Source organism: Streptomyces sp. NPDC056061, assembly GCF_042266885.1.
GTDB lineage: Bacteria > Actinomycetota > Actinomycetes > Streptomycetales > Streptomycetaceae > Streptomyces.
Genome location: NZ_JBHJWQ010000015.1, coordinates 89,242 through 106,144 on the forward strand (window position 1 = coordinate 89,242; position 16,903 = coordinate 106,144).

13 protein-coding genes and 2 pseudogenes are annotated in these 16,903 nt (G+C 73.7%); 4 read left to right on the forward strand and 11 right to left on the reverse strand.

Annotated elements, in window-relative coordinates; all coding sequences use genetic code 11:
* Nucleotides 1-358: 358 nt before the first annotated feature.
* Nucleotides 359-733 (forward strand): hypothetical protein, encoded by a 375-nt coding sequence (locus ACFC79_RS21510; RefSeq protein WP_376242403.1) that lies wholly within the window; start codon nucleotides 359-361, stop codon nucleotides 731-733.
* 159 nt (nucleotides 734-892) lie between these two features.
* Here the strand turns inward: ACFC79_RS21510 and ACFC79_RS21515 are convergent, their stop codons facing one another.
* Both ACFC79_RS21515 and ACFC79_RS21520 read right to left on the reverse strand, forming a co-directional pair.
* On the reverse strand, nucleotides 893-1,483 hold the full coding sequence (locus tag ACFC79_RS21515) for a TIGR03086 family metal-binding protein (RefSeq protein ID WP_376242405.1): 591 nt from the start codon (nucleotides 1,481-1,483) through the stop codon (nucleotides 893-895).
* Between the two features lie 48 nt (nucleotides 1,484-1,531).
* On the reverse strand, nucleotides 1,532-2,584 hold the full coding sequence (locus ACFC79_RS21520; protein WP_376242407.1) for an amidohydrolase family protein: 1,053 nt from the start codon (nucleotides 2,582-2,584) through the stop codon (nucleotides 1,532-1,534).
* A 157-nt stretch (nucleotides 2,585-2,741) separates the two neighbouring features.
* On the opposite strand from ACFC79_RS21520, the gene ACFC79_RS21525 reads away from it, so the two are divergent.
* Nucleotides 2,742-3,734 carry a fibronectin type III domain-containing protein gene (locus tag ACFC79_RS21525; protein WP_376242408.1) on the forward strand — a complete coding sequence of 331 codons (993 nt, stop codon included), beginning with the start codon at nucleotides 2,742-2,744 and terminating at the stop codon, nucleotides 3,732-3,734.
* Between the two features lie 27 nt (nucleotides 3,735-3,761).
* Here ACFC79_RS21525 and ACFC79_RS21530 read toward each other — a convergent pair whose 3' ends face one another.
* The 5 genes and pseudogenes from ACFC79_RS21530 to ACFC79_RS21550 all read right to left on the reverse strand — a co-directional run bounded on the left by ACFC79_RS21530 (nucleotide 3,762) and on the right by ACFC79_RS21550 (nucleotide 9,319).
* Nucleotides 3,762-4,919 carry a VWA-like domain-containing protein gene (locus tag ACFC79_RS21530; RefSeq protein ID WP_376242410.1) on the reverse strand — a complete coding sequence of 386 codons (1,158 nt, stop codon included), beginning with the start codon at nucleotides 4,917-4,919 and terminating at the stop codon, nucleotides 3,762-3,764.
* A gap of 55 nt (nucleotides 4,920-4,974) precedes the next feature.
* Nucleotides 4,975-6,141, reverse strand: a complete 1,167-nt coding sequence (locus tag ACFC79_RS21535) for a sigma 54-interacting transcriptional regulator (RefSeq protein ID WP_376242591.1) — start codon at nucleotides 6,139-6,141, stop codon at nucleotides 4,975-4,977.
* A gap of 89 nt (nucleotides 6,142-6,230) precedes the next feature.
* Nucleotides 6,231-8,003: an ankyrin repeat domain-containing protein gene (locus tag ACFC79_RS21540; RefSeq protein ID WP_376242412.1), complete on the reverse strand. Its 1,773-nt coding sequence runs from the start codon at nucleotides 8,001-8,003 to the stop codon at nucleotides 6,231-6,233.
* Nucleotides 8,000-9,136 carry a gala protein gene (locus ACFC79_RS21545; RefSeq protein WP_376242414.1) on the reverse strand — a complete coding sequence of 379 codons (1,137 nt, stop codon included), beginning with the start codon at nucleotides 9,134-9,136 and terminating at the stop codon, nucleotides 8,000-8,002. The genes ACFC79_RS21540 and ACFC79_RS21545 overlap by 4 nt, the downstream gene beginning before the upstream one ends.
* Before the next feature lie 107 nt (nucleotides 9,137-9,243).
* Nucleotides 9,244-9,319, reverse strand: a pseudogene (locus ACFC79_RS21550).
* Nucleotides 9,320-9,781: 462 nt separating this feature from the next.
* Between ACFC79_RS21550 and ACFC79_RS21555 the strand changes: the two are divergent.
* Nucleotides 9,782-12,070 (forward strand): glycosyl hydrolase family 18 protein, encoded by a 2,289-nt coding sequence (locus tag ACFC79_RS21555; RefSeq protein WP_376242416.1) that lies wholly within the window; start codon nucleotides 9,782-9,784, stop codon nucleotides 12,068-12,070.
* Nucleotides 12,071-12,194: 124 nt separating this feature from the next.
* Here ACFC79_RS21555 and aceB read toward each other — a convergent pair whose 3' ends face one another.
* Both aceB and ACFC79_RS21565 read right to left on the reverse strand, forming a co-directional pair.
* Nucleotides 12,195-13,814, reverse strand: a complete 1,620-nt coding sequence (aceB, locus tag ACFC79_RS21560; protein WP_376242417.1) for a malate synthase A — start codon at nucleotides 13,812-13,814, stop codon at nucleotides 12,195-12,197.
* 283 nt (nucleotides 13,815-14,097) lie between these two features.
* Nucleotides 14,098-14,703: an NTP transferase domain-containing protein gene (locus ACFC79_RS21565; RefSeq protein WP_376242419.1), complete on the reverse strand. Its 606-nt coding sequence runs from the start codon at nucleotides 14,701-14,703 to the stop codon at nucleotides 14,098-14,100.
* 305 nt (nucleotides 14,704-15,008) lie between these two features.
* Between ACFC79_RS21565 and ACFC79_RS21570 the strand changes: the two genes are divergently transcribed.
* Nucleotides 15,009-15,311 carry a DUF5955 family protein gene (locus tag ACFC79_RS21570; protein WP_376242593.1) on the forward strand — a complete coding sequence of 101 codons (303 nt, stop codon included), beginning with the start codon at nucleotides 15,009-15,011 and terminating at the stop codon, nucleotides 15,309-15,311.
* Nucleotides 15,312-15,317: 6 nt separating this feature from the next.
* Here the strand turns inward: ACFC79_RS21570 and ACFC79_RS21575 are convergent.
* Nucleotides 15,318-15,653: pseudogene (locus ACFC79_RS21575) on the reverse strand (response regulator transcription factor); the annotation flags it as partial.
* Entirely contained in the window at nucleotides 15,650-16,876 is a 1,227-nt protein-coding gene (locus ACFC79_RS21580) for a sensor histidine kinase (RefSeq protein WP_376242421.1), read from the reverse strand. The pseudogene ACFC79_RS21575 and the gene ACFC79_RS21580, both read right to left, overlap by 4 nt.
* Nucleotides 16,877-16,903: the final 27 nt, after the last annotated feature.

Sequence of the window (16,903 nt, forward strand, 5' to 3'; positions counted from 1 at the left end):
CCTCCGTTCTCCGGCCCGCGTCGGCGCGAGCCGTCCACCGGCGTCAACGGAGGCGGCGACAGCCGGGTCACGGTTGCGAGACCGTCTTCCGGCGGGAACGAAAGCGCAGGTCATAGGGCATACGCACCGGCGTGCGCGGCCGACGGGGCGGATGCTTCTCGCGCCCGTCGAGCCCGGGTTTGACGGCTGCGGCACGGCGCGACTGCCGGCCGCGCGGCCGTGGGAACGCGCGATCGTCCCGACACCCCCGGCGCACGGTACGACGCCGCGCTGCTGGAGGCGATCCGCGTCCGATTGGGTGCGTGGGACCTCGACAACAACGAGCCCTTCCTGCTCACCTCGCTGCTGGTGTGCTGGTGTGCTGGTGTGCTGGGGGAGCCGGGCTGCCGCAGCACTGCCCGAACTCCGTGCCGCGCTGCCGGAACACCCCCGGGCCGTGCCGCGGTCCCTTGCCGTCGTCTGCCCGCCGGAACGCCGCGAGGCGACGGCGGAACTCCTCTCCGCCGCTGCCCGTTCCGGCCCGAAGGACGGCCGGATCGCCGCGGCGAAGCCCGTGCGCGCGCTCCGGGGACGCCGGCCCGCTACTCACGGTGATCGCCGCCGAGCTCGCCGACGTCTCGCACACCTGGTGGAGCGGGACCTCGGGGTGATGACCTCGGGCCCCGGCATCGGGACGAACGACGAGCGGGTGCGCGAGCGGGCGCGGGAGGCGGCGCGCCTGCCGGGTGACTGATCGGGCCCCGACGACCCGGCCGAGGAGCCGGTGCCGTTCCCGACACCGGCTCCGGGGCCGGGGACTGCCCGGTGGCCACGCGATCCCGGGGGTCCGCGGACCCGTGGCCCCGGGACGGCCCCGACGTTCCCGGGGCCGGACGGGCGCGGGCGCGTCCGCTCAGTCTCCCGGTCGCCAGTCGGGGCGGCGGCCGCTCATGGCCACGGTCCGGTCGAGCAGCGGCGCGTCCTCGGGGACCGGCACCGGCCGGGCGAAGATTTCCTCGGGCCGGGGCGCGTCACCGGGAGTCAGCCAGTCCAGCACGATGCGCAGCCCCGCCTCGTCCGGCGCGTACTCCTGCCCGGTGGACCGGGCGAGGTCCCAGCCGTGTACCAGCAGTTCCTCCAGCGCGACCACGAGGGCCTCCTCGGCGGGCAGCCCCACACCGCCCACGCGAGTGGTCCCCTGCCGCGCGGCGGGGGCACGCCAGGCCGCCACCAGTTCGTCCAGCAGCGATGGCAGCAGGGTGCGCCAGTCGTCGTCGAGCACCGGGAGCGCGTCGCCCGGGGCGACGCCGGTCGTCGGCCCGGAGTCCTTGCGTGCCGCGTCGCGGAATCCCCGGCTCAGCACGGTGACATGGGCGAGCAGGTCGCGCACCGTGAAATCGGGGCAGGGGGTGGGGCTGCCGAGTTCTTGCTCGTCGACGCCGTCGAGCAGGCCGACGATCCGCCGGGCCGCCGATTCCAGCTCACTCGTGGGTGTGGTCTCCATGCGTCCATGCATACAGCGCGAAGGGCTCCCGGGTCCGGAGAACCGCGCTCATCGCACGACGCGTCCGCGCAGCACGATCCGGATCGGGTGGTCCAGGACGGCCGGGTCCGCGGTCGGGTCGGAGGCGTACGCGACGACATCGGCGGGCGCGCCGTCCACGAGGCCCGGCAGCCCCAGCCAGGACCGGGCCGTCCAGGATGCCGCGCCCAGCGCCGCCGAGGCCGGCAGGCCGGCCCGTACCAGCCAGGACATCTCGCCCGCGACCGTTCCGCACGGGAAGGAGTCCGTCCCCGCCAGCACCGTCACGCCGGCCTCATGGGCCGCGCGCACAGTGCCGAGCATGCTGTCCCAGCCCGCCAGCCACAGGTCACGGCGCACACTCGGCTCCCGGGCCCGCATCGCGTCCACCCCCGCGCCGAAGGCGCCGAGCGTCGGGACGAACGCCGTGCCCTGCGCGGCCATCCGGTCCAGCAGCGCCGGGTCGAGGTGCATGCCGTGCTCCAGGCTGTCCGCCCCGGCCAGGACCGCGTTGCGGGAGCCGTCCGGGGTCTGGCAGTGCACGGCCACCCTGCCGCCGATCGCGTGCACCGCCTCCACCACGGACGTCAGCAGCGGCAGCGGCACGGCGGGTTGGTCCTGGGCCCAGTCGCCGATCACCTTGCACCACCCGGACGAGGCGGTCGCCTCCTCCACGGCGGCCCGCACCAGTTCGGCCTCGGTCACATCGCGTCCGAAGCCGGGGAAGAAGCGGCCGGGCGTGGCCAGCCACCGCCCTGCCGACGTCACCCGGGGCAGCTCGGGGTCCTGCTCCACCCAGGCGGGCATCCGCGCCGCGGTGCCGGGGGTGCGCACCGCCAGCACCCCGGCGTCCCGGTGCTCGGCCAACTGCTCGCGCAGCAGCTCCTCGTCGAAGGGTTCGTCGGTCGACAGCGCCCCCGGATGCGTGTGCACGTCGACGAGTCCGGGCAGCAGCCAGCCGCCGTCGACGACCATCTCCACGTCGTGGCCCGCGAGTCCGCCCGGCGGGCCGCCCGCGCGGAGCACCTCGCCGTCGATACGGAACACCCGCTCCTCGCGTTCCGGCAGTACAACCCCACGCATGCACAGCATCAGGCGACCCTACGTCATCGCGTGTCGTGCACCGCACGATCACCGGCCTGTTCGCCCGTACACACCGGCACATTGCGGAACGTTCGGCTCCAGCCCCTTGTCGGCAGGCCCCACCCCATGCGATACAGGTCTGGACCATTGCCGTCGGATGGAAGGCACGACCGTGCAACGCCCCCACACCACCGCCGCGTTGGCCTGCTCCGCCGCCCTGCTCCTGGCCGCGCTCACCGGCTGCGGCTCCGCACCCGAGGCGGACACCACCGCGCCCGCGGTGCCGCAGCACGTGACGGCCCAGGCGAGCAGCGCCACCTCCGTGCACGTCATGTGGGAGCGGGCCACCGACAACAGGGCGGTCACCGGCTACGAGGTCTACCGCAAGGGGAAGAAGGTGAAGTCCCTCCCCGCGACCAAGGTGATGACCGACGTCGACGGTCTGACCGCCTCGACCTCATACACCTTCACCGTCCGGGCCCGCGACGCCGCCGGGAACCTCTCCGCTCCGAGCACCGCCGCGACCGTCACCACCCCCGCCGCGACGCCCGCCGACCGCGCAGCGCCGACCCGCCCGGTGAAGCTGCGCGGCGCGACGGACGGCAGCCGGGCGGTGAACCTCTCCTGGGGCGGCTCGACGGACGACATCGGCGTCACCGCGTACGACGTCTACCAGGAGGACTCCCGGATCCACAGCGTGCCGGGCACCGAGACCACGGCGCACGTGACCGGACTGCGGCCCGGCACCGTCTACACCTTCACCGTCCGGGCCCGCGACGCCGCCGACAACTCCTCGCCGGACAGCAACGCCATCGACCTCACGACGGCGTCCTTTCCCGGCGCCCCCGCCTCCACCGCCCCCACCGACCTTCGGGTCACCAACCGGGCGCAGGGCAAGGAATACGCCATCGACCTGGACTGGGAGCAGCCGGAGACGGGCGGCGAGATCCCCGCCTACCAGCTCTACATGGACGGCCGGCTGACCACCACGATCGTCTGGGGCTCCACCCCGCCCAAGGGCCGGGCGAACTACCGGCTCACCGTCACCGACCCGCGCGGCACCCGCTACTCGCTCAAGATCCGGGCGAAGCTGCCGGACGGGAAGTGGGGGGACTTCTCCGCCCAGCGCACGGTCGTGCTCGGCGAATGAACGACCGGTCCGGCCACCGGCCACGGCTCAGCCGGTGACGCGCACGGTCTCCACCCACTGCGGGGGCTGCGGGGCGCCGTCGCCGATCAGCGCCGCGATCAGCCTGCACGAGGGGGCCTCGTCCGGCCAGGGGGTGAAGCCGTCGGTGAGGACCACGACGATGTTCGGCCGGTCCCGCTCCGCCAGCGCGGCGGCGATGCCCACCCGCATGTCGGTGCCGCCGCCCCCGGCCAGCGCGACCTGCTCGGTCGATGTCACCCGCGCCACGCTCCGCACATCGGCGTCGCAGGCGAGCACGGCGACCCGGTTGCCCCGGACCCCCACCTCCCGCAGCACACCGGTGACCTCCCCCAGCGCCGCGCCGAGTTCGTCGTCCCCCATGGAACCGGAGGTGTCGATCACGATGGCGACCCGGGGGAGGGGGCGGCGCAGACTGGGCAGGACCACGCCGCGCAGCGCACCACTGCGGCGGGACGGGCGCCGATAGGTGTAGTCCATCGCCCCGGCCGCCCACGCCGCCGCCTCGCGGACGGCGCCGGCGAGCGCCTGCCGCCAGTCGACGGTCGGTTCCAGGATCTCGTCCGCCCAGCGCTCCCAGCCCGCCGGGAGCGTGCCCCGGGTGCGCCGGTGGGCGCGCATCGTCTCGGCGGTGAGCCGCCGCAACGCCTCCGCCTCCACCGGGCCGAGGCTCGACGGCCCCCGGTCCCCGGGCAGTTCCCAGGGCATCGGCCGCCCGTGCGCGCCCGAACCGCAGTCGGGTGCGTGCGGGGTGGGCGGCACCGAGGAGAGGTACGTCTCGAAGAGCTGCCCGGCCGGCAGGCCGAACAGCCGCGGTTCCATCCGGCCGTCCGGCAGCGGCTGCCCGTCGGCGATCAGGTCGTCGTTGATCTCGCAGTCCTGCGCCACGTTGAGCCGGTGGTGGTCGCGCCGGTCGGCGGCGGACAGCCGCCCGGCCCTCCCGTGGTGATCGCGCAGCAGGTGTGCCACCTCGTGCATCCACACCGCCGCGAGCTGCGCCACGGGCGTCGACTCGACGAAGGCGGGCGACACGTAGCAGCGCCAGTGCCGGTCGACCCCCATCGTCGGCACCTCGGTGCTCGGCACCACCGACAGCGCGTAGAGCGCCGACGCCAGATAGGGACGATCGGCCGCCGCCCGGTAGCGGGCGGCGAGCAGCTTGGTCATGTCCAGCCGGCCCCGCCCCGGGTCGGTCCCCGCGTCCCGCACGGCCGTCCCCGCCTCAGCCGTTCCCCGGCAGCGCGCCGGACAGCTGGAGCAGTTCCACGAACGCGTCGATGCCCTCGGGCACCGGCCAGTCGGTGTCCCGCATCGACGCCAGGTCGACCGCCGCCCGCGCCGCCACGTCGGGCACACCCGCGTCCACGGCCTTCGCCAGCACCGTCCAGCCCGCCTCCCAGCGCTGCCGGGTCAGGTCGCCCTGCACCGCCGCGACGATCGCGATGAGGAAGGCCAGCTGCCGGTCGCCGCGCTCGGGCAGGGCGAACGCGTCCGGGTTCGCCAGCACCCGGTCGGGGTCGGGCAGATCGAGGTTCTCCAGGTACGACAGCAGCTCGATGCCCGCACCGTCGCCCACGGCCCCGGCCAGCGAGGCGGCGAGCGCCTCGCGCCCGGTGTCCGTCGCGTACCCGGTGGCGAGCAGCCGCAGCGCCATGTCCCAGGTCCGCGGCGACGGCCAGGCCCGTCCCCGGTTCTCCGCGTCGGCCGGGATGTGGTGGACGAGGCCGGGGCGGGCGGTGAGGAAGCCGGAAACCGCGCCGCGGGCCCGCGCCGCCGCCCCCGGGACCTTGGCGGGGTCGACGACCGGGATCGCGGTCTCGGGCCACGTACCGGCCATGCCGCGTGCGACGGTGCGCGGGTCGTGGGTCCACTGGAGGTGCACGAACCGGTTGGCGAGCGGCGGGCTGAGGTGCCAACCGTCCGCCGCACTCGACGGCGGGTTCGCCGCGGCCACGATGCGCACCGACTCCGGCAACGTCAGGCTGCCCACCCGGCGTTCGAGCACCACGCGCAGCAGCGCCGCCTGCACCGCCGGGGGAGCGGACGACAACTCGTCGAAGAACAGCAGCCCCCGGCCGGCCCGGGCGAGACGGACCGCCCAGTCCGGTGGCGCCATCGGCACCCCGGTCACGGCCGGGTCGTCACCGACGACCGGCAGCCCGGCGAAGTCGGAGGGTTCGTGGACGCTGGCGATGACCGTCTCCAGCCCGAGGCCGAGCCCGGCGGCGAGCTGCTGCATGCCTGCCGACTTGCCGATCCCCGGCTCGCCCCACAGCAGCACCGGCTGATTGGCCGTCACGGCCAGGGCCAGGGCCTCCAGCTGGGGATTGGCGGCGGCCTCGGTGCGCGACGCACGCAGCCTGCGGTTGAGCGCGTCGGCGGCGTCCAGCGGACCCCGTGCGGCGGCGCGGGACGGAGAGGGGGACCCCGGCGACGGATCCCCGTCCGTCCGGCCCGGTGCGTCGTGGGCGATCGCGTTCACCCTTCCTCGCCCTCCTCCTCGAAGTCGCTCTCCCGCTCGTCCTCCCACTCCTCCCACCAGTCGGCCCCGATGTCCGGGTACTCCTTCTCCACCCGTTCCCCGAGGAACCGCAGGTCCGTTCGGCGGTACTTGCGGATCAACTGGTGCAGCGAGAGCTCCATGTGGTCGGTGACGTCGATCCGGGCACCCGCCTCGACCAGCGCCCGCACCAGTTCCGCCGAACCGCCGTCGGCGACCGCCACGCACAGCGGGGTGCGGTGCCGGTGCTCCGTGGCCTCCAGATCGAGACCGGCGGCCAGCAGCCGCGGCAGCAGCCGCTCGTGGTCGAGCAGGTGCAGCACGTGGAGCAGGCCGCGCCGCCCGCCGTCCCGCACCCGCGGATCCACGCCCGCGTCCAGCAGTTGAAGCACCCCGGGGGTGTCACCGTGCTGCACGCGCAGGAAGAGTTCCCGGCGCTGCGCCCGCAGCCCCCTGGGCAGCCTGCCGATGCCGGTGGTGCAGGACTGCTCCACGGCGAAACAGCCGGTGACCGCGCCGCCGAAGGCCCGCAACGCCCTCTCGCGCTGCTGTTCCTGCGCGCTGTGCGGGGAGTCGAGCTTCCCGTCGCGGAAGACCACGTCGTGCCACGCGCCGCGGCACCGCACCCGGACCGGCGCGGGAGGTGTCGGTCCCGGCGGGCCCGACGCGGGCTCCCGGGCGGGGAAGAGGGAGGAGGCCACCAGCGGATGCAGCCGCTCCGGAGTGAGGGCACCCACGCGCAGCAGGTCCAGGTCGGGCAGCCGCTCCCGGAGCGTCGGAGGCAGGAAGGGATGGCCCAGGGCCGCATTCCGTTCGACCAGCCTGATCCGCGGCGCCCCCGCGCCGACCCCGTCCGGGTCGCCGTCGCCGGACAACTCCATCAGGGCACCGGCCCGCCAGCCCCCGGCGATCTGGACGCACGACGTCCCGTGCAGGTCCGCCAGCCGACGGGCCTCCGCCTCCAGCCGGGGGACATCGAACACGTGCTGCGCCAGAATGGATTCCGGCTCCGCCCGGTACCGCGACAGCGGCGTCGGATCCAGGTCGATGCCGACCGCCGTCAGGGCGTCGGCCACTCGCTTGCGCCGGTACATCAGGGTCACCCACTCGGCACGGGCCACCGGGTCGCCGGAGCCGGGATCCGTGTCGGGCAGTTCGTCCGCGCCGAGCGGTGTGCCGTCGGCACGCAGGAACGGCAGCCGGTCCAGGCCGCCGACGCGGGTGCGCAGCTCGCCGGTGCGACGCGCGTCCCACAGGTGCCGGCCGGTCCGCCAGTCCATGACACCCGGGCGGAACGTACCGCCCGTCGAACCGCTCCGCAGCCCCCCGAACCGGAGCGAGATCCGCTGTGGTCCGTCGATCATCGGCGGAGTGCGCAGGCAGAGGTACGGCTGCGCCCCCGGCACGTCCGCCGAGGTGCCGTACCTCGCCAGGACCACGGTCAGATCGGTGGCGAGCGTCGAACGCCCGCCCAGCACGCGCGGCAGGTGCCAGCGCAGCAGGTCCGGCACCAGGTGCAGCAGATCGGAGTGCAACGCCTCGGCCACGTCCGGGCCGTAGCGTGCGGCGACCGCCTCCGGATCGAACGCCACGTCGAACCCGGCAGCCGCGCAGGCACCCCGCCAGTCACCGGCCGCGCGCCGCTCGGCGGATGTCTCGATCATCCACCGGGGCACCGCGTACCGCCGCACCTGCCGCAGGCTCGCCAGTTCCTCCGGGTCGAGGAACTCCGCCACCGCGTCCGGGCTCACCGGTAGACGCTCCTGACCGCGCGCAGGTCCGCGTGGGCGCCGCCGTCCGGGCGCAGCCGTGCCGCGAAGGACCGCTTCACCCGGCGGGGCAGGCCCGGCCCCAACCCCACGTACTCCAGGCAGGATTCGGCGCCCACGGCGGAGAGCAGGGCCTTCGCGCCACGCCCGGTGAGCCCCGTGTGGCGCAGCTCCAGCCGCCGCAGCGGACTGCCGTGCAACGCCCCGGCCAGCGCGCCGGCCCCGGCGTCGCCGATGGTGTTGGAACGGGCTCCCAGGCTGCGCTCCGACGGCGGGCGGCCCAGGCCGAGCGCCTCGATCCCGCCGAGCGCGTCGGCAAGGGCGTACGCCCCCTCGGGTCCGATCCCGTTGCCACCGAGGCCGAGCCGGATCGGGCGGGCGGGGTCGGCCGCTGCCGCGAGCACGGCGGCTCCCGCGTCACCGAGGTGGTTGGACGGCAGGTACAGCTCCCGCACGCCCGCGTCCCGGATCAGCGCGGCGAGCAGCGGCGCGGCTGCGGCACCGAGCCCGTTGCCGCCGAGGAACAACCGCTCGACCGGTGTGGACCGTTCGGTGAGCACGGCGAGCAGCGCGCCGAGCCCGTCGGTGGTGAGTCCGGTGTTCACGAGGTCGAGGGTGCGCAGCACGGTGTTGTGGCGCAGCATCGGGACGAGGGCCCGGACCCCGGCGTCGGTCACGGGGTTGCGTTTCAGCCACAGCCCCCGGACGGTGTCGTCGTCGGCGAGCGCCCCGGCGAGTGCCGCGGCCCCGTCGGCCCCGATGCGGTTGCAGCCGAGGTAGACCGTGCGCAGGCCGTGGCCGCCGGGGGCGAGGGCGTCGGCGACGGCGTGCGCGCCCTCGTCGCCCAGCGAGTTGGTGCCGAGCAGGACGTGCGTGGCGTGCGGGGAGCGAGCGACGGCGGGCATCACCCGGACCGCCCCCGCCGCACCGAGCCCCTGCTTGCACAGGTCGACCCGCCCGTCCGCCCGGAGCGCGCCGAGCGCGAAGGCCTCGTCGGCCTCGACGGGACGCGCCGAGGCCAGGCGTTCCAGCAACGGGTCCAGCAGGGCCGCGTCGGCGAGCGGAATGTCCGGGTGCTCGATCGCGGGACAGCGCACGGGCATCGGTTGCGACATCACTACTCCCCAGGTCCCCCGACGGCACCCGGCCCGGAGCGGACGACCGCGTTCTCCGCCCGCTCGGGACGAACCGACGCCATCGACTCTCCGCCACGAAATCAAGGTGGCAAGACCGGTCGGATTCGAACCGACGTCCTCCAGCTTGATGCGTGGGCGCGACGACCTCTGCGCTACAGCCTTGCCATGCCGGATCATATCCACGGGCGAGCCGAATTCGCACATCAGTCCTGGACTTGGCCGCGGCGGGATCGGCGGGCCCGGTCGGCGCGGCCGCGGCGCCTCTCGGCGGTCGTGGCCGACCGCGCCCGCCCGCCGGGCCGCGAGTGCCGCCGCCACGCGGTTGCGCACGCCGGGCTCGCCGAGGACCGCGCTCACGTGCGCCCCGGCCGTGCGGTCCGGTGGCGAAGGGGAGGCGTGGAGCCGGGAGTCATGGGGGGCGACGGGGGCGGTATGCGGTGTCCGGCAACTAGGCGCCAGGGAAGGGGAGTTGACGGGAGCAACCCTCAAGGGAAGCCCAATGGTCTGTACCTATTGACGAGTTGGTCCAGACCTTTTATGTTCCCGTGTGCTCCATGGCACCGAGCACGCCTCCGCTCCCCTTCAGGACCGCCTCACGGGTCCCTGCCTCAAGGGAGAACCACCATGTCCGAGCACCCGACCTCCAGACGGAGAACGGCGACCGCTCTCGTCGCCGTCCTCGGTCTCCTCCTCGCACTGCTGTCGTTGCAGGCCGCTCCCGCACACGCGGCGGGCAAGCTGACGGCCGCCTTCACCTCCGCCGACAACGGGTCGTGGTGGAAGGGGACCTACGTCCTGCACAACGACACCGACACCGCCGTCACCGGCTGGAGCCTCGAATTCGACCTCCCGGCCGGGGTCACGATCGACACCTCGTACAACGGCACCATCACCACGCAGGGCAGCCACGTCACCGCGGCCAACGCCCACTTCAACGGCACGATCGGTGCCCACAGCACCTCCGAGCCGTACAGCTTCTGGTTCGTGGCCAACGGGCCGGTCGCCGAACCGGCCGGCTGCCGGATCAACGGCGACAAGTGCGACGGTTCCCCGGACATGCCTCCGGGCGCACCCGGCGGGCTGAAGCAGACCGACGTCACCGCCCGCACCGCGTCGCTGTCCTGGACGGCGGCCACGGCGGGAGACTTCCCCGTCGCGTCGTACGACATCCTGGCGGGCGGCAAGGTGCTCGGCACCGCCACCGCGACGACCGGCACCACGGTCACCGGGCTGACCCCGGCCACCGCCTACGACCTCACCGTCCGGGCCCGGGACACCCGCGGCAACACCTCCGCCGAGAGCGCCCCGCTGACCGTCACCACCGTCGACCCGGCCACCGACACCTCCCCGCCGACCGCGCCGGGCTCGCTGCACTCCACCGCGGCCGACGCCTCGTCCGTCACGCTCGCCTGGACCGCCTCCACCGACGACCAGCGGGTCGCCGCCTACGACGTCTACCGGGGCGGCGAACTCGCCACGACCGTCTCCGGCACGACGACCACCGCCACCATCGGCGGCCTCTCGCCCTCGACCTCGTACACCTTCACGGTCAAGGCCCGGGACGCGGCCGACAACGCCTCCCCGGCAAGCGGTGCGGTGACGGTGAAGACCGACGACATCGTCGGCGCGGGCAACTACGCCAAGGTGGGCTACTTCGTCCAGTGGGGCATCTACGGCCGCCAGTACTTCGTCAAGAACCTCCACGACTCCGGCGCCGCGGGCAAGCTCGACATCGTCAACTACGCCTTCGCCAACATCGACCCCACCAACCTCACCTGCCTGAACGGCGTCACCAAGGGAACCACCGCCGACCCCCAGGACCCCGAGCAGGGCACCGGCACCGGTGACGCCGACGCCGACTACGGCCGCCCCTTCGGCGCCGCCCAGTCCGTCGACGGGGTCGCGGACGACGGATGGGCCAAACTCCGGGGCAACTTCAACCAGTTGAAGAAGCTCAAGCAACTCCACCCGAACCTGAAGATCGTCGTCTCGCTCGGCGGCTGGACGTACTCCAAGTACTTCTCCGACGTGGCGGCCACCGACGCCTCCCGCAAGAAGTTCGTCTCCTCCTGCGTCGACATGTACCTCAAGGGCAACCTGCCCGAGTACAACGGAGCGGGCGGCCCCGGCACGGCGGCCGGAATCTTCGACGGCTTCGACGTCGACTGGGAATGGCCGGGCACCGGCACCGGACATCCCGGCAACCACTACTCGCCCGACGACAAGGCCAACCTGACCCTGCTGCTCGCCGAGTTCCGCAAGCAGATGGACGCGCTCGGCGGCGGCCACCGGCTCCTCACCGCCTTCACCCCCGCCGACCCGCAGAAGGTCGGCGAGGGCTGGGAGCTGGACAAGGTCTTCGACTCGCTCGACGTCGCCAACGTCCAGGGATACGACTTCCACGGCTCCGGCAGCGACAACTCCTGGGAGCCCGACCGCACCGGCCACCAGGCCAACCTCTACACCGACGAACAGGACCCGTACGACTTCCACTTCAGTGCCGACGCGGCCATCGAGGCGTACACCGAAGCGGGCGTCGAACCCCGCAAACTGACCCTCGGTATCCCGTTCTACGGCCGCGGCTGGCAGAACGTCACCGACGGCGGAGCCGCGGGCGAATGGCAGCAGGCGGGAGGGGCCGCCCCCGGGCAGTTCGCGGAGGAGGCCGGGACGCGCGGATACGCCAACCTCATCGGGGCCTATCCGACCATGACCGTCCACCACGACGAGCAGTCGATCTCCACGTACGGCTACACCGGCAACCAGTGGTGGTCCTTCGACGACACCTGGTCCATCGGAAAGAAGACCGCGTACGTGAAGGACAAGGGCCTGCTCGGCGTCATGGTCTGGGAGATGTCGGGCGACACCCCGCAGGGAACCCTGATGGGCGCCCTGGACTCGGGACTCGGCTGACCCCGTTCGGGGATCCGTCGGGGAGACGCCGGTGGTGAACCGCACGACAGGACGGCCGCCCGCGCCGCGGGCCGCCGTCCCGCACCGGCCCGGGACCGGCCTCCGGGCCCCGGGCCGGTGTCGCTCAGTCCAGCCGCTCGTAGGCGGGCAGGGTCAGGAAGTCCGCGTAGTCCTCGTCCAGGGCGACCTGGAGCAGCAGGTCGTGGGCCTGCTGCCACTGACCGGATGCGAACGCCTCGTCGCCGGTCCCGGCACGGATCGCGGCGAGTTCCTCGGCGGCGACCCTGCGGGCGAGCTCCGCCGTCGCGCGCTCGCCGTTCTCGAAGACCACGCCCGCGTTGATCCACTGCCAGATCTGCGAGCGCGAGATCTCCGCGGTGGCGGCGTCCTCCATCAGGTTGAAGATGGCCACCGCGCCCAGGCCGCGCAGCCATGCCTCGATGTAGCGGATGCCGACCGCGACGGCGTTGCGCAGGCCCTCGTACGTCGGCACGGCGTCCAGCGTATCGATCGCGATCAGGTCCCCCGCGGCCACCGAGACGTCCTCGCGCAGGCGCTCCTTCTGGTGCGGCCGCTCACCGAGGACCGCGTCGAAGGAGGCCATGGCGATCGGGACCAGGTCCGGGTGGGCGACCCAGGAGCCGTCGAAGCCGTCGTGGGCCTCGCGGTCCTTGTCGGCCCTGACCTTCTCGAAGGCGACCTTGTTGACCTCGGCGTCGCGGCGGGACGGGATGAACGCCGCCATTCCGCCGATCGCGTGCGCTCCCCGCTTGTGGCAGGTGCGGACCAGGAGTTCGGTGTACGCGCGCATGAACGGGGCGGTCATCGTCACGGCGTTGCGGTCCGGGAGGACGAACTCGGCCCCGCCGTCACGGAAGTTCTTGACGATCGAGAAGAGGTAGTCCCAGCGTCCGGCGTTCAGCCCGGAGGCGTGGTCGCGGAGTTCGTAGAGGATCTCCTCCATCTCGTAGGCTGCGGTGATCGTCTCGATGAGGACGGTCGCGCGGACCGTGCCCTGCGGGATGCCGACGTAGTCCTGGGCGAAGACGAAGACGTCGTTCCAGAGGCGGGCCTCCAGGTGCGACTCCGTCTTCGGCAGGTAGAAATAGGGGCCCTTGCCGAGGTCGATGAGGCGCTGGGCGTTGTGGAAGAAGTAGAGGCCGAAGTCGACGAGCGCCCCGGGCACCGGAGTGCCGTCGAGTTGGAGATGGCGCTCGTTCAGGTGCCAGCCGCGCGGCCGGGTGACGACCGTGGCGAGTCCGTGCGCGGGCCCCAGCGCGTACGACTTGCCGGACACCGGGTCCGTGAAGTCGATGCGGCGGGCGTGGGCGTCGATCAGATTGAGCTGGCCGAGGACGACGTTCTCCCAGGTGGGGGAGGAGGCGTCCTCGAAGTCGGCGAGCCAGACCCGCGCGCCGGAATTGAGCGCGTTGATGGTCATCTTGCGGTCGGTCGGACCGGTGATCTCCACCCGGCGGTCGTTCAGCGCGGCCGGGGCCGGCGCGACCCGCCAGGAGTCGTCCGCGCGGACCGCCGCCGTCTCCGGCAGGAAGTCCAGCGTGGACGTGCGGGCGATCTCGGCGCGGCGCCGGGCGCGGCGGGCGAGCAGCTCGTCGCGGCGGGGTGTGAACCGGCGGTGCAGCTCGGCCACGAACGCGAGGGCCGCGTCGGTGAGGACCTCGTCCTGCCGGGGCAGCGGTTCGGCGTCGACGACGGCCAGCGGGGACGGCGCTGGTGCGGACATGAGCTGTCACTCCTTCAGCGGGCGGTGCGGGCGGCCTCCCGCAACAGCCGGGACCGCCCGGCACGGCACGGCGTGCCGGGCGGCTGCGGGCTGCGGGTGCGGACGGCATCCGGGGTGCAGAGGCTTCTGGTCGATGGATAGTAGTTTCCTCATGGTGGAAGTTCAACGGAATCTAGCCAGGAATCCTGGCCCTTTAGGGCCGGGTAGTTGACTGGTTTGTTGATGTCGAGAATCGCAGGGTCGACGGAAGTGGCACGGCGGCGGCACGGCGTGCCGGGGACGTTCAGTCGAGGTGCTTCAGGTCCTCCGGCACATCGATGTCGTACAGCCGCGCCACGTCGGCACACTCGACGAACGTGATCGCGTCGCGGTGCCTGCGCAGATACTCCCGGGCGCCCCGGTCGCCCACCGCGCCCGCCACGACGTCCGCCCACCGGTCGGCCCCGAACAGCACCGGATGGCCGCGTTCCCCGTCGTACGAGGCGGCGACGAGGCAGCTTGGGGAACGGCACGCCGTTCGCACCCGGGCCACCGCCGCCGGGCCGATCCCCGGTTGATCGACCAGGAGCACCAGGGCCGCGTCCGCGTCCGTACCGGTGAGTGCGCCGAGACCGGCCCGCAGCGACGAGCCCATGCCCTGCGTCCACCCGGGGTTGACGGTCACCGCACATCCGGCGAGATCCGCACGGGCCCGCACCTCCTCGGCGGCGGCGCCCAGCACCACGTGGACACGGGCGCAGCCGCCGTCGCGCAGGGCCCGTACCGCGTGCTCCACCAGGGGTCGGCCGCGGTGTTCGAGAAGGGCCTTGGGGCGCCCGCCGAGCCGTCGCCCGCCGCCCGCGGCGAGCAGCAGGCCGACGACCACCGGGCCCCGATCCGTTCGATCCATGCGGACTGCATACCCCGGACACCCCGGGCCCGCGCCCTCCGCGCGGGCGGGGCACGGGCCCGGTGCGTCCCCGGGCGAGGGGCGCGGGAAGCGGCGGGGAAGGGGGTGATGACCTGGGGCGGCGGGGTCCACGGGACGCCTCGCGGATCACCCTTACGGGACCCCTCGAATTCTGTCCGCGGAGTGGCGCACGACACCTTTCATGGCGTTAACTTGCGGTCACTCCCGGACACTTGGCTGCGCTCCGGGACCCGGTCGGAACACTGGCACACGGATGTGCGAGGGGGAGTGCTTTGTTGCGAAGCATGGGGCAGACGCGGGTGACGAGCAGTGGTGAGGACCCGAGGGTGACGGAGCTGCGCACGGCAGTCTCCCGACTGCGCCGGGAGCTGGCGGGCCACCCGGCGGAGTTCCCCGACCGGGGGATCGCCGAGGACGAACTGGCGGCCCTCGACGCGATGGCGGTCGGCGGCGTGCCCGAGATCCCGCGCCTGCGCCGTTCGCTGCTGCTGATCGCCGGGGCGATCGGCTCGGTCAGCGCGCTGGCGGCAGCGCTCAGGGACGTACGCGTCGCCGTGGACCTGTTCGGCGAGCCGCCGCGCGGCTGAACCACCGGCGTCGACCGGCAGGTCCCCGGCGGCGCCCGCCTCCACCGCCGCCAGGATGTCGGCGTCCGAGTCGTACGTGGTGAGGATCAGTACCCGCGGCGCGTCGGGCAGTGCCGTGAGGGCCGCGGTGGCCTGTGCGCCGTGCGTGCCCGAGCCGAACTGCAGGTCCATGAGGACGACGTCGAACCCGCCGGTCGCGGCGCGCGCAACGGCGCGCTCCGCGGTGGCGGTCTCGTCGACCACCAGGAAATCGGCTTCGGCGTCGAGCACGGCCCGCAGCCCCGCCCGAACCACCGGATGGTCGTCGCCGAGCAGCAGCCCGAGGGGATCGGGTGCGGTCATGCGACTTCCCGTCCCGAGGGGGCGTCGGTGCGCCGGGCGTCGGTGAGCGGGAGCGGGAGGGTGAGAGCGACGGCGGTGCCCTGTCCCGGCGCCGACTCCACGCTGAGCGTGCCGCCGAGCGCCCGTGCCCGGGCACGCATCGCGGGCAGCCCGAAGCCGCCGGACCCGTCCTCCGCCCAGCCCGCCCCGCTCCCGGGGACGAACCCGCACCCGTCGTCGACGACGTCCAGCGACACCGACGCGTCCATGAAGCCGAGGGTGATCTCCGCGCGTCGCGCCCGCGCGTGTCGCACCGTGTTGGCCAGCGCCGACTGGGCGGTGCGCAACAGCGCCACCTCGTACGGGGTGGGCAGTTCGACCGCGGAACCGCTCACCGCGAACTGCACCGTGAGGCCCGGAACGGTGGTCCGGGACGCGAGACGTTCCAGGGCGGCCGCCAGCGAGCCGCTCTCCAGGTCCGGCGGGGACAGGGCGCGAACGAAGCGTCGGGCCTCGGCGAGATTGTCCTGCGCCGCCTCCCGGGCCCGGCGGACGTGCGCGGTGGCGGGGGCGTCGGCGGGCAGGGTGCGTTCGGCGGCCCGGAGCAGCAGCTGGATGCTGGACAGGCCCTGCGCCAGAGTGTCGTGGATCTCGCGGGCCAGCCGTTCCCGCTCGGCGAGCGTGCCCGCCGAGCGCTCCGCCTCGGCGAGTTCCGCCCGGGTCGTCACCAGCTCCTCGATCAGCGTCCGGCGCCGTTCGCTCTCCCGGAACAGGGCCTCGTAGCCGAGGACCGTGGCCACGGCGACCGCCGCGCCGAGCAGCGGACCGATGAACGTGCCCGGTGTGACGGCCTGGCCGTGCAGCACGAAGCAGGCGATGGCGGCGCAGGCGGTGACCGCGACGGCCGGCAGCGCCCAGCGCGTCGGCAGCAGATGCAATTGGAGGAAGTAGAGGGGGAAGGCCACCCACAGGGCGTCGGGCGACAGCACCAGCAGCACCAGCCACACGGTGACGAGCAGGGCCAGCCACACGGCGGCGGTGCGGCCGCGCGGCTGCACGGCCGGGGCGAGCGCGCCCGCCGCGTACAGGACGGCCATCGCGCAGCCGACCGCGAGGATCGCGGTCGCGCGCGGCGTGCCGTCACCGATGGCCCGCACCACCACCAGCGCCAGCAGCCCCACCAGCAGGGCGTGCAGGCACAGCCGCAGGGCGGTGGTGACCGGGGGGTGGGGGCGGGTATCCATGACTGCTCCAGCGTAGACGGGCCGTGC

What these genes read in the sequence shown, in the direction of transcription:
- ACFC79_RS21570 (WP_376242593.1), top strand. Translation starts at nt 15,009, where the DNA reads ATGGGGCAGACGCGGGTGACGAGCAGTGGTGAGGACCCGAGGGTGACG.
- ACFC79_RS21580 (WP_376242421.1), bottom strand. Translation starts at nt 16,876, where the DNA reads ATGGATACCCGCCCCCACCCCCCGGTCACCACCGCCCTGCGGCTGTGC.
- ACFC79_RS21525 (WP_376242408.1), top strand. Translation starts at nt 2,742, where the DNA reads ATGGAAGGCACGACCGTGCAACGCCCCCACACCACCGCCGCGTTGGCC.
- ACFC79_RS21530 (WP_376242410.1), bottom strand. Translation starts at nt 4,919, where the DNA reads ATGACCAAGCTGCTCGCCGCCCGCTACCGGGCGGCGGCCGATCGTCCC.
- ACFC79_RS21545 (WP_376242414.1), bottom strand. Translation starts at nt 9,136, where the DNA reads ATGTCGCAACCGATGCCCGTGCGCTGTCCCGCGATCGAGCACCCGGAC.
- ACFC79_RS21555 (WP_376242416.1), top strand. Translation starts at nt 9,782, where the DNA reads ATGTCCGAGCACCCGACCTCCAGACGGAGAACGGCGACCGCTCTCGTC.
- ACFC79_RS21515 (WP_376242405.1), bottom strand. Translation starts at nt 1,483, where the DNA reads ATGGAGACCACACCCACGAGTGAGCTGGAATCGGCGGCCCGGCGGATC.
- ACFC79_RS21520 (WP_376242407.1), bottom strand. Translation starts at nt 2,584, where the DNA reads ATGCGTGGGGTTGTACTGCCGGAACGCGAGGAGCGGGTGTTCCGTATC.
- ACFC79_RS21565 (WP_376242419.1), bottom strand. Translation starts at nt 14,703, where the DNA reads ATGGATCGAACGGATCGGGGCCCGGTGGTCGTCGGCCTGCTGCTCGCC.
- aceB (WP_376242417.1), bottom strand. Translation starts at nt 13,814, where the DNA reads ATGTCCGCACCAGCGCCGTCCCCGCTGGCCGTCGTCGACGCCGAACCG.